Annotated in this window: 20 protein-coding genes; 1 reads left to right on the top strand and 19 read right to left on the bottom strand. The window is 64.7% G+C overall.

Going from position 1 to position 9,842, the window contains the following annotated elements:
* Positions 1-482: 482 nt before the first annotated feature.
* On the bottom strand, positions 483-785 hold the full coding sequence (locus IEX88_RS26100) for a hypothetical protein (protein WP_188855408.1): 303 nt from the start codon (positions 783-785) through the stop codon (positions 483-485).
* Here IEX88_RS26100 and IEX88_RS27390 point away from each other — a divergent pair.
* Positions 688-1,104, top strand: a complete 417-nt coding sequence (locus IEX88_RS27390; RefSeq protein WP_505625259.1) for a DUF3761 domain-containing protein — start codon at positions 688-690, stop codon at positions 1,102-1,104. The genes IEX88_RS26100 and IEX88_RS27390 overlap by 98 nt on opposite strands.
* Here the strand turns inward: IEX88_RS27390 and IEX88_RS26095 are convergent.
* From IEX88_RS26095 to IEX88_RS26020, 18 genes are all read right to left on the bottom strand, one after another.
* Positions 1,076-1,411, bottom strand: a complete 336-nt coding sequence (locus IEX88_RS26095; protein ID WP_188855407.1) for a DUF3307 domain-containing protein — start codon at positions 1,409-1,411, stop codon at positions 1,076-1,078. The two genes, IEX88_RS27390 and IEX88_RS26095, sit on opposite strands and share 29 nt — an antisense overlap.
* Positions 1,412-1,423: 12 nt before the next feature.
* Complete coding sequence (locus tag IEX88_RS27145; RefSeq protein WP_274604647.1) at positions 1,424-1,558, bottom strand: hypothetical protein; 135 nt, start codon at positions 1,556-1,558, stop codon at positions 1,424-1,426.
* Positions 1,559-1,563: 5 nt separating this feature from the next.
* Positions 1,564-1,770: a hypothetical protein gene (locus tag IEX88_RS26090; RefSeq protein ID WP_188855406.1), complete on the bottom strand. Its 207-nt coding sequence runs from the start codon at positions 1,768-1,770 to the stop codon at positions 1,564-1,566.
* 222 nt (positions 1,771-1,992) lie between these two features.
* Positions 1,993-2,634, bottom strand: a complete 642-nt coding sequence (locus IEX88_RS26085; protein WP_188855405.1) for a hypothetical protein — start codon at positions 2,632-2,634, stop codon at positions 1,993-1,995.
* Positions 2,631-3,068, bottom strand: coding sequence for a hypothetical protein (locus IEX88_RS26080; protein WP_188855404.1), 438 nt, complete (start codon positions 3,066-3,068; stop codon positions 2,631-2,633). The genes IEX88_RS26085 and IEX88_RS26080 overlap by 4 nt, the downstream gene beginning before the upstream one ends.
* On the bottom strand, positions 3,065-3,376 hold the full coding sequence (locus tag IEX88_RS26075) for a hypothetical protein (RefSeq protein ID WP_188855403.1): 312 nt from the start codon (positions 3,374-3,376) through the stop codon (positions 3,065-3,067). The genes IEX88_RS26080 and IEX88_RS26075 overlap by 4 nt, the downstream gene beginning before the upstream one ends.
* Positions 3,373-3,738: a hypothetical protein gene (locus IEX88_RS26070; protein ID WP_188855402.1), complete on the bottom strand. Its 366-nt coding sequence runs from the start codon at positions 3,736-3,738 to the stop codon at positions 3,373-3,375. Before IEX88_RS26070 ends, IEX88_RS26075 begins: the two co-directional genes overlap by 4 nt.
* Entirely contained in the window at positions 3,735-5,159 is a 1,425-nt protein-coding gene (locus IEX88_RS26065; protein ID WP_188855401.1) for a DnaB-like helicase C-terminal domain-containing protein, read from the bottom strand. The genes IEX88_RS26070 and IEX88_RS26065 overlap by 4 nt, the downstream gene beginning before the upstream one ends.
* On the bottom strand, positions 5,156-5,503 hold the full coding sequence (locus tag IEX88_RS26060) for a hypothetical protein (RefSeq protein ID WP_188855400.1): 348 nt from the start codon (positions 5,501-5,503) through the stop codon (positions 5,156-5,158). Before IEX88_RS26060 ends, IEX88_RS26065 begins: the two co-directional genes overlap by 4 nt.
* On the bottom strand, positions 5,500-6,252 hold the full coding sequence (locus tag IEX88_RS26055) for a deazapurine DNA modification protein DpdA family protein (RefSeq protein ID WP_188855399.1): 753 nt from the start codon (positions 6,250-6,252) through the stop codon (positions 5,500-5,502). The genes IEX88_RS26060 and IEX88_RS26055 overlap by 4 nt, the downstream gene beginning before the upstream one ends.
* Positions 6,249-6,560 (bottom strand): hypothetical protein, encoded by a 312-nt coding sequence (locus IEX88_RS26050; protein WP_188855398.1) that lies wholly within the window; start codon positions 6,558-6,560, stop codon positions 6,249-6,251. Before IEX88_RS26050 ends, IEX88_RS26055 begins: the two co-directional genes overlap by 4 nt.
* Positions 6,557-7,207, bottom strand: a complete 651-nt coding sequence (locus IEX88_RS26045) for an HNH endonuclease family protein (protein ID WP_188855397.1) — start codon at positions 7,205-7,207, stop codon at positions 6,557-6,559. Before IEX88_RS26045 ends, IEX88_RS26050 begins: the two co-directional genes overlap by 4 nt.
* Complete coding sequence (locus IEX88_RS26695) at positions 7,204-7,575, bottom strand: hypothetical protein (protein ID WP_210319341.1); 372 nt, start codon at positions 7,573-7,575, stop codon at positions 7,204-7,206. The genes IEX88_RS26045 and IEX88_RS26695 overlap by 4 nt, the downstream gene beginning before the upstream one ends.
* Positions 7,572-8,150: a RuvC family protein gene (locus tag IEX88_RS26035; protein WP_188855396.1), complete on the bottom strand. Its 579-nt coding sequence runs from the start codon at positions 8,148-8,150 to the stop codon at positions 7,572-7,574. The genes IEX88_RS26695 and IEX88_RS26035 overlap by 4 nt, the downstream gene beginning before the upstream one ends.
* Entirely contained in the window at positions 8,150-8,836 is a 687-nt protein-coding gene (locus IEX88_RS26030) for a GcrA family cell cycle regulator (RefSeq protein WP_188855395.1), read from the bottom strand. The genes IEX88_RS26035 and IEX88_RS26030 overlap by 1 nt, the downstream gene beginning before the upstream one ends.
* Before the next feature lie 53 nt (positions 8,837-8,889).
* The gene (locus tag IEX88_RS26025; protein ID WP_188855394.1) at positions 8,890-9,468 is read right to left on the bottom strand and encodes a hypothetical protein; all 579 of its coding nucleotides are present in this window, start codon (positions 9,466-9,468) and stop codon (positions 8,890-8,892) included.
* Positions 9,468-9,596: a hypothetical protein gene (locus IEX88_RS27140; RefSeq protein ID WP_274604646.1), complete on the bottom strand. Its 129-nt coding sequence runs from the start codon at positions 9,594-9,596 to the stop codon at positions 9,468-9,470. Before IEX88_RS27140 ends, IEX88_RS26025 begins: the two co-directional genes overlap by 1 nt.
* Positions 9,593-9,790 carry a hypothetical protein gene (locus IEX88_RS26020; RefSeq protein WP_188855393.1) on the bottom strand — a complete coding sequence of 66 codons (198 nt, stop codon included), beginning with the start codon at positions 9,788-9,790 and terminating at the stop codon, positions 9,593-9,595. Before IEX88_RS26020 ends, IEX88_RS27140 begins: the two co-directional genes overlap by 4 nt.
* Positions 9,791-9,842 lie beyond the last annotated feature (52 nt).

Here is a 9,842-nt window from a genome sequence, read left to right as displayed (position 1 = left end):
CAGACGTCTACTTCGGGTTAACTCCCGCGTGGGGGTCGCGGAAGTCTGGTAAACGGGTTCGTCAACATGTGCCGCCCGACTGACGGCAGCGCCTTCACTACGCCCTTGATCCCGCCTTTGGCCTTTGCCTCGGCAAGCATGTGGCGGCGGGCTTCACAGGGGCGGCAGGGCATGGTGTGCTGCGCTACCTGAAATTGAGGGGATGAACGGCATGTGGATCGAACTAACGACTGACCAGCACAAAATCTGGATCAACATGGACCACATGGCGTCAATCGCCCCACTTGGTCGCGGGGCAATGATCGCATATGCGGTGAACCCTGGCGACGGCGCATCCACGTTCACAGTTGATCAGTCCCCGGACACCATTATGTCGCTAATGCGCGTTCAGAGGGGGGCCTAGGCCTCACCCCACCATCTAACCGTCTTCCCATCGGCCCCGCCACTTCTGACGAGGCCGATGCGAAGTCGTGATGCCCGAGCTAACAGCGCCGGTGGGAGTCGACGAGGTTGGAGCCGTTGGTCTGGTAGGACAGCGCATAGACGGGCGATAGCGGGCCGGTCGGACTGGCTTCGATCAGCGGCGTCTCGGGGCTGTCGGGCGCCCTCTGCATGGCGGCCAGGGCATCGGCTTGGTCAGCGATGGCCGCCAGCCAGTCGTGCGCGTCGATCGACTGCGATGCGACGATGGCTGGCACGGCGGCCGAGGACGGCATCGAGGCGAGGAAGAACGTCGAGAACAGGACAAGACAGCCCATCAGCATGAGGCAGAAGCTTCGTTTCATGTCAGATCCTTTCGGGTGTGCATCCCGGCTGAATGCCAGGCATCTCGTTCGATCAGCCCAGGTGCAATTGAGGGGAGCCGATATGCCAAGACCGATCGTTGTTGGCCTGATAGTCGCTATCGCAACGGCTTTTGTGCTCTTCGCTTTTGTCGGGCCGATCGTCTGCTCAGATGGATGGGCGTCGCCGTCTGTCGGCAGCAGAGGCGCATGCTCTTCTCACGGTGGCGTTCAAAACTGGCCCACGTATCTGGCAACGCTAATGAGCTTGGCCGCGGGCATACTCGCAGCCATCAAGACTGCCAACCGGCCCCCATCATGATCATCAGCAGCCAGGCCGTCTTGCACACCACGTGCAGCGCCTGGTCCTGAGCGAAGGTCGTCCAGCCGCGGCACTTCGCTTCGTCGATCGCGGTGTGTGCCGCCCATTCGGCGAGACCGAGGACCAGCGATCCGGTCACGAGGAAGACGCCAGCACCTTGAATGCCGGCATGAGCGACGAGGTGATAGATGCGGAGCGGGCCGGCGACCTTCGCTTTCGACAGGAAGTCGCCCTGGAGCGGATAGTCGGCGACCCAGTGCGCAGCGAGGAGCATGAAAGCGACGGCGACTATGCTCTGGTCGATCATGCCTGCCTCGTGTCAATTTCTGCCAAGCGCGTCCCACAGCCCTCGGCGGCGCCGGAGCGCGGCGAGCTGCGCGGCCGCCTGCTCTATCGTGATGCGACCAGCCCGGAGCTCGAGGAAGATGCTGGTGACGCTCTTCGGCTCGGCCATGGCCCTCACTCTGTGATGTCGTTGAAGCTCTTGGCCCTAGGCTCTTGGTCTGCCGGCCCGTCCGCGAAGACGACCGTGTCGCCCTCTTCGATCTCGCGCTGTGCTCTCAGGTCCCAGCCGCGGTGGATGTAGGTCGGCGGGCCCCAGACCTTGACGGCTGAGAGATACCGTTCATCCTTGAATCCGACGAAGTGGATGATGGCTCCTGCCACAGCTTCGATCCAGATCTCAAGGGGACGCCGTGTCGGACTTTGGAACGAAACAGGTCAGCGTCGAGCTTTCGGAACAGGCCGGAAATTTTGTCGTCAGGGTCGGCGAGAATGGCGGCTTTAAATCCCGCCCGTTCAAGCGAAAGGAGGACGCGGAGAAATTTCGCGTCGAGGAGGAGCGGCGGCTGGGCATCAGATTCTAGGCGTACTCACTTTCAGACAGCCCTATCCCGCCTTGCGCTCGACACCGCGCCGCCGGCGATCATTTCGATCGTCAGCCCAGGTGAAGTCGCGGCTTTCAGGAAGGTCGGTGGGCTTGGCGTCGGCGGTTCGCCAGTGGTTGTGGCGCTCCGTCACACGTTCTGCGACCATACCGATTTCACTACCCCATTCCGGCAGCATTGGCACTACACGGTGCCAGTCAGGTTCACGCAACAATTCAACACTTTTGAGCAAGCTGCTTGCAACGCTATAAAATGCAACATCGGCACGACGTTCGGCAGTGGTTCGATTGCGGCCTGTTTTCTTGCAGAAGGACCGGAAGGAGCCGACTAGTTTCGGCACTGCGATCGATGCTGACCACTTGAGAACGAGGATCCGCTGCTCGGCGTCGCCGATGTGATCCGGAAGCCAGTGGTGCATCACCTCCTCCATTCGGGAGAGCGCGCCGGGTGACGGACGGTAGCGCGAGACATAGTCACCGTCGACCGTCTCGGAGATCATGGCCGGCCAGAATCCGGACGCGACCGATGGGCGGGTTCCCGAAACCTGGACATGCGCGAAGCTGTCGGCCGCCTCGATGAACCGGGCGCGGACGAACAGCACCGTGTCGGCAAGCAGCGCGGCGTCTTCGGATAGTTCGGTCATGCGGGATCGTCTCCAAGAAGGTCTTTGTCGATGCGCTGGTCGAGGCGCTGCTTCATGTCGCGGTAGAGGAATGCCCGCATGGAATGCCGGACAGGCCAAGGGCGCAGCAGGACAGCCTCACGGCGCGTTTCGTTCAGGTCGATCGTGTCGAGCGCGGCGAAGACCTCGGACGGCCTCTGTGCCCAGTCTGGACGCTGCAGCAGGATGTCGGAGAGCGAGCCGATGGTTTCGCTCCAAAGGGCTGTCTTGTTGCCAGAGCTCTCGCGGATAAAGCGCAGGACGAGCGCCAGGTGTGCCTCCCCGTGCTCTGTGAGGATCTCCCGCATGGTGGCGCGGGAATGGCTCTGTGCCCCGCGCCGGCGACGCCAGACGGGAACCAGGCGGACGCCAAGGCCGTCGAGGACTATGTCCAGATGGGCCTTGGCGTTAGTCATGCGATGCCCGCCGCGTGTTCGATGGCGGCAGCCTTGCAGCGCTCCCAAACCCGGCCGCAGAGGTTCGTAGCCGCAGTCGCGCGGTCGAGTTGCTCCTGCAGAAAGCCGCATTGCTGGGTGTAGAGCGCGTTGAACCGCTCATCGGCACGATCCGCGATCCGCTCGGCCAACCGCTTCTTGCGCTTCAGCGATTTCGGCACCGTCGGCCAGTGCTTTTGGCATAGCCACTCGGTGTGGCCTTCCCTCAGCTTCGCTCTCGCGACGGTTCGCCGGCAGAAAGGAACGCAGCAGGGAATTCGGTCGGTCATGCGCTTCTCTTCCTGGTCTCGACCACGACCGGCTTCCGCCCGGCCTTGTGCATGGTGAAGGTCTCGGTGCGCAGCCGGCGGTCTTCGTTGGCGCGGCGCTGCTTGAACTCGGCGAACTCGTCGGCGACCTTCCGCTCGATCGGGTCAATGTCGGGCGCACGCTCGGCGACGATCTCCGGGCACATGAAGCGGAAGATGATCGCGGTCGCCGCGTCCTTGGCGGCCTCGGTGGTTGGGAAAACCTCAGCCTTGCCGTCGGCCTTGCGGACGAATTGCCAGCCGCCGCCGGGCTTGCGGAAGTGCGCGTGGTAGCCTCGGCCCCATGGCCAGGCGCGGACCTGTGGGCGGGATGTGTCGGTCAAAACGGCAACTCCTGCTCGATCTCGGACGAGACGACGCGGTCCGACGAGAACCTGGTGAACGACGCCTCGAACCGAATGCGCTTCTGCATGAACGGCACGCCGCGCCGCTGTTTGTGGTTGATCACCCAGGCATAGCCGCGGGTCTGTTCGATCAGCGCGGCGAGCCGGGCGCGCTCGTCGGCGCTGGCCTCGCTTTCCATCTTCTCCGCCCACAGCGTTTCGGGCCGATAGAGGGAGAAGAAGGCGTCGAGGCTCTGCTTCACGCCGCCGCCGCCGTAGGCATCCGACGGGATCGGTCTTGGGTTCTTCCGGCCCTTCCAGTCATTGTTGCGCTGGATCAAGACGACGATGCCGACGCCCGTGTTCTTGGCGATCGCCTTTAGGCCTCGGTACAAGCCGTTGACCCGCTCCGCGAAGTTGTCGCCGCCCCTGCCCGGCAGCTCGATCAGCTTGGCGTGGTCGATCATCACGAACTTTAGGCCCATGCGCTTTTTCAGCATGGCGACCCGTGAGCCGATTTCCGCGAGGTCCGCCCGGTCGAAGCTCTCGATTACCAGCGGCAGGCTCTGCCCCGTCTCGCGCTCGGTCATCAGGGCGTCCTGCTTCGGCCTCAGGAGGTCGAAGGCGTCAATTTCACCCATGGACACTCCGATGCGCTGGGCTGCCATTTGCATCGCCGCCTCCTCCTCGGTGATCTCGATCGAGAAGAAGCCCGTCGGAATACCGGCCTCGGCAGCGAACCGGCACTGCATCGCCGACAGCGAAGTCTTGCCGCCGCCGCTGTCGCTCATGAAGCCGGTGAGGTTGCCCGGGCGGACGGGCCCGATGACGTCGTCCAGTTCCGGCAAGAACCAGCGGATCAAGCCGCGGTCGTCGTTTCGCCGGTCCTGCGCCGCCTGCATCGCCGACAGGAGTATGTCGCCGTACTGCCGGCTCTTCTTGGCATCGACGCCGGAGTTGACGATGTCGATAATCCGCTCGCCAAGTTCGCCGGCCAAAGTCTCAGGACTGGCGTCGACCGATGCGAGCCGCGCCCGTTCGGCCATCTCGAGCGCGAGGTCGACAAGTTGCCGCCGCTGCCACGCCTGCAGCACGCCCTTGGCATAGGCCTTCGCGTTGAAGACGCCGGGTGATTGCGAGACAAGACGCGCCAGATACTGGCTCAAGGTAATTTCGCCGACCATGACGCCAGGCTCGAAATGGGCGCGGAGCGTAATCGGGCTGGCGAGGTCTCCGGCATCAATCAGCCGGACCGCGACCGCGTAGATGTCCCGGTGCAGTCGCTCGGCGAAATACTCGGGCTTGAGCATCGACCGTGTGATGGCCGCGGCGTCGTTGTTCGTCAGGATGGCGCCGAGGACGAGTTGTTCCTCCTCGACGTTGATCGCGTTCTCGTAGTCGATGTGCGCCGCGGCGTTCATGCGGCACCTCTTGCCGAGACGCGCATGCGTTGCTGGTCCGCAGCGCATGGCGGATCAATGCGGAGGTCGGCCACGACGCGCACCGGCACCGCTACAGCCTCGGCCGCTCGGCGTGCCAGGTCCTGGATCATCGCTTCCATCTCGCGCAGGCCGCTCGGGTGCCCTCCGACGTATTCGGAAATCCACGCGGCGAGATCCTCTACCGGAAGGACGATACCCGCGGTCTGATATGAGATGCGCACGGTCGAACCGGGCGCCGGGTTGCCCGATACCGGGCAGCAGCGGGGCAGCGGGACCGAGTGGCTGATGAACGCGGGAATATCCGCTGCACAAGTCCGGATCATGCGAACATCTCCAGCTGCCACTCGAGCGGAGCGGCCCATGCGTTGATGCGATCTGCGAAGGTGCGTGCCTCCTGCCAGTCATTGGCGTTCCGGCCTTGCTTGCGAGCTGCCAACGACCAGGCCATGCTGTCGGCGCTGTAGAGCATCTCGCGAACACCGGGATGCAGGAGAGCCGTGGTCTTGACGCCAAAGCCATGCAGCCGAAGGTCGGGACAGGCGGCGCGAATGGCCGACAAGACGGCGACGATGGCACGCGGATCGCCTTGGCGCTTGCATACGCTGCCGACGCCGACCCACATTCCAAACTTCAGCCGATCCCCATAGTCCGCGACATGCTTGGCGTAGCTCGACGGCGAGAACCCTTGAAGGACAGGAAGGACCGGAACTGGAAGGTCACATGCCACCAGCGCGTCATAGCGATCGATGGTGAGGCGCTGGTGCTCCTCGACCGTCAGGCCAGTCTTCTCCAGCATCCAAGCCTCGCACATGTAATCTTGGGCGACGGCTGCGGAGATGCTTACGACGCCGGCGGTGTGCAGACGGCGGATGTCGGCTGCATATTCCTCGACGCCGTAGCGATAGCAGCCGTACTTTTCCAGTTCGGTGAAAGCGCCGCTGTCCACCAACACGTCGCCGCAGTCGACGGTCTTCTTTCGTCCGCGCAGCCTATTGATGCTGATGCACGCCAGATCAAAATGCCTGGCGTCCGCCGGCTGGTGGATGCCGACATAGAACTTGATGGCGCTCATGCTGCCGCCCTCGCCGGCTGGTGATCCTCGAGCGCCTCCCGGCCATGGAAGGTCGTGTTCACCGCGAATACCTCCGGCGGCAGCGCGCCGCTGTCCACGATCCCGTGCATCTCCTCGCGGAGCCGGCGGACATAGGGATGGTCGAAGTCCTGGTTGCTGAGGTCGGCGATCACGGCGATGATCTCGCTCCACATGCCGTGATAGTTCAGCTGGACGGGTGAGAAGAGACCGGCATAGCCGACGCGCCCGCCGTCGAGGTGAGGTTGAAGGGCGCCGATCAGACCGTCGATGTCGTCGGGATGGATCACGCGGCGCTCCTCTGGCGAGCGACATGGTCGAGCTTTGCAAGAGCCATGATCGTCGGCTTCAACTCGTCAGGCGCCTCGTCATAGGCCACCAGCGTCTTGGCGCGCCCGCCATTTAGGCGAGGAAGGATCGCGCGAGGGACCAACTGCCAATTCGCCGGATCGGTGTTCAGCCGGTCGCCCCGACACTTCAGAGCCATACCTGCAGGGACCTGGCCGTTGATGGCTTCCCACTCGATCCGATGCACAAGTTGCCAGCGCGACTGACGCGGAAGCTCGTCATGAACCTTGCGCTCGCGATATCCGTCGATGCTGACGCGCTCGGTGCCGATGGGCTTGTATTTGCGCTGTGCGGCGCCCGTCATGCCCCCGACGCGAAACTGCGTCTTGCGAGCGTTCGGATGCAGCCCGCCGGCGCCAGGGGCGCACTTCTTGCCCTTGTTCACGGGCGTCTCGCCCTTCGCGAAATGTCCGGTCCTGCCGGTGCTCCAGCCCTTCCGCTTGCGGAGGCTGTGGAGGTTAGCCAGAGAGGCGTCGGTGCGGGCAAAGGTCTCGCAGAACAGCCGGTGATACTCGCTGATGACGAGAAGCCGATGAGCCTCAAGCCAAGCCATCTCCGCTGCGCTGTAGGGGATGTTGCGGCCCTTCATTGCACGGCTCCCTGCCGAGCCCACTCCTGCCGTTCTTCCACGGCTTCACGGGCGATGCGGCGGGCCTCCGCTTCGGCGCGCTCGCGCTCTTCGTCGGTTTTCGGTCCCTCGGCTCTGACGTGCTCGATCTGCTGCCGACCACCCATGCTTTCGGGGATCATGTCCGAGACGCCGCGCCCGTGTTTGGCGACCAGTTCTGCCGCCTTGAACTGCAAGGCCGCCGCCCCGACGATCTGATCGGACACGCCGACGATTGCCTTGGCGCGCTCGACCTCCTGCTCGATCTGCTCGGGGGTCAGGGTCTCATCCGACAGGCGCTCGAGCTGGGCGAACAGGTGATTGTTCAGGTGGCTGAGTTTGTTCTTCATGCTGCCTTCTCCTTCTGGTGGCGGAGCATCTTGAATTCGGGGGTGGCGGTGGCGGCGAAGGCGATGCCGCAGGCTTCAGCCGCATCGTCCGAGGTGACGGTGATCTTCAGGGCCGCGCATCGGTCGCGCGCCGCCTTCTTCCATCCAGTGCGGTCCAAGCCGGGCGACCGGCCGAAGCCAAGGAATTGCTTGCGCCAGCTGCTCGAGCTGATGGTGACGAATGGGATGTCCTTGATCGCGCACACCGCTGCGATAGCGCCGACGATCTGGTTCGAGGAGATCAGCGCGAGCGTGCCGCCGGCGCCGCCCTGGACCTCTTCCTGCTCACCCATGAACTTGACCTTGCGCTTCACGCCGCCAGGCATTGTGCGAAGCGGCTCCTCGATCGCGATGAAGTCGGGACGATCCTTGCGGATCATGAGGCAGATCTGCCGGGCGATAGATGCGGCCTTGTCCTCGATCTGCTCGCCGGTCGCCTTAATCAGGCCGGGGCGCATAGCCGACATGCTGCGGGTGTCGTCGTAGAAGCAGAAGCCGGTCTTCTGCGCGCCGTCGATGCCGAGGATGAGGGCCACTAGGCCGCCCTCCCCGCATGAAACTCGAGCACCCGGTCGGCGCTGCGCTCGCTCGGTGTACCGCTGCTGTGCGCGAGCCGGTGATGCCCGGCGCAATACGGCCCGACGGCCAGGCGCTGCTCTCCGCAGAAGAAGGTCGCGGCGTTGGTGAAGGGGTCGTCGCCGGCGTGGACAGGCCATTTGCAACGGTTCGCGATGAGTGCCGAGAGGACCGGCATGGGCTCGGCACCCAGCAGCGGCCGGAAGGACTCGGCCTTCGGGGTCCGGTCGCGGACGATCGGCGGCTCGGCGGCGGCGATCGGCTTGGGCGCGGCCGCGATCTTCGGCGCCGGCTGTGGCTTCACGGCGGGCGGGGCGGGCTTCGGCTTCTTGGCCTTGGGCGGATGCTTCATGCCGGTCTGCTTCAGCATGTTGCCGCGATGGGGGAATAGCTCGCGATTGCGGGTGATCAGCGCATTGGCCGACGTCGGCTTGGCGCCGAAGTGCTCGGCAACCTCGGCGGTGCTCTTGCCTTCGGCCCACAGCTGGGCGGCGATGACGATCTTGTCGCCGGACCAGAACCCGACGCCCTTCTGCTTGCCGGGCCTGCGCCTTGGGAACAGGTCACGCCGAGCAGATGCGATGCCGGCGACGATGGCGCGAGAGACGCCAAGGCTCGCCCCGATCACGCGCACGGTGTCGCCCATCGACCAGAGTTCTGAGGAGACGGCGACCAGCTTCGGCGAGGTGCGCGGGCGGCTCATTCCCCGCCACCTTCATCGTCGAGGTCGCCGCCCTTGACGAGCTCGGCGTGTTCCGCACGCTCGGCCAGCAGATCGTCCATGATCTTCTTGCCGACGCCCCAGCCTCGGATCCAGTCCTCGCTGTCGGCGGTCTCGGCGGCGTAGGGCGAGCGGCACGCCTCGTCGTCCATGCCGGCGATCTTGCCCTGCTGATAGGCCTCGCTGTCGGCGGCTTTCGCCGTGGCCGGGAACATGTCGAGCTGCCGATCGTCGGAGACCCAGACGCGCACCTCGGTCTTCGCCTTCAGCTCGGCATCGGCCTTGGCGGCGCCTTCCGGCGTCTCGCGGGCCATCATCTCCTTCACCTGGAGAACACCGAACTCGCCGAGGTCTGCCTTGATCACCTTGCAGGCGTTCTTGACCGCGGCGTCGGCTTCCTTCTTCGCCGCCATCTTGGTCCGGTAGATGCGGCGGTGCATGAGCGCGAGCGCCTGGCGCTGGTCACTCGTCAGGCTCCCGCCGTTGTGGCCGGGACCGACATCGTTCGCCGCGGTCGTGTCGGGCTGCGGAATGGGCTTGCGTGCTGCACGGGCCATTATGCCATCCTTTTCATCAGGGGCTGGGGATGGGTGGCGTCCGCGCCTTCGACATGCCGGCGGGCGGCTTCGTCGATGCAGCGTTCGATGATGGCGGAGACGATCTCGGCGACGGTGCGCGGCGTCACAGCGGGGCCTCACCGGGCATGCCAATCTGCTCGCCGGAGAAGACCCAGAGGTCCTCGTGGTGGCCGACTTCGCCGTCATCACCCTCGACGACGTACCGCACCCGCCCATCTTTGGTCGTGAACACGGCGCGGATCTCGGCGGGGAACGGGGCGTCGACCTGGCGTCCGATAACGCGGTGATCCGTGGCGCTCATGGGAGGTCTCCTGAGTAGTCGGGGAAGTGCTCGATCGGCTCCGGCGCAGCGA

This window comes from Aureimonas glaciei (assembly GCF_014643375.1).
Taxonomy (GTDB): Bacteria; Pseudomonadota; Alphaproteobacteria; order Rhizobiales; family Rhizobiaceae; genus Plantimonas; species Plantimonas glaciei.
Note: the sequence above shows the minus strand (reverse complement) of the source record. Positions and strands in the feature narration are given on the sequence as shown.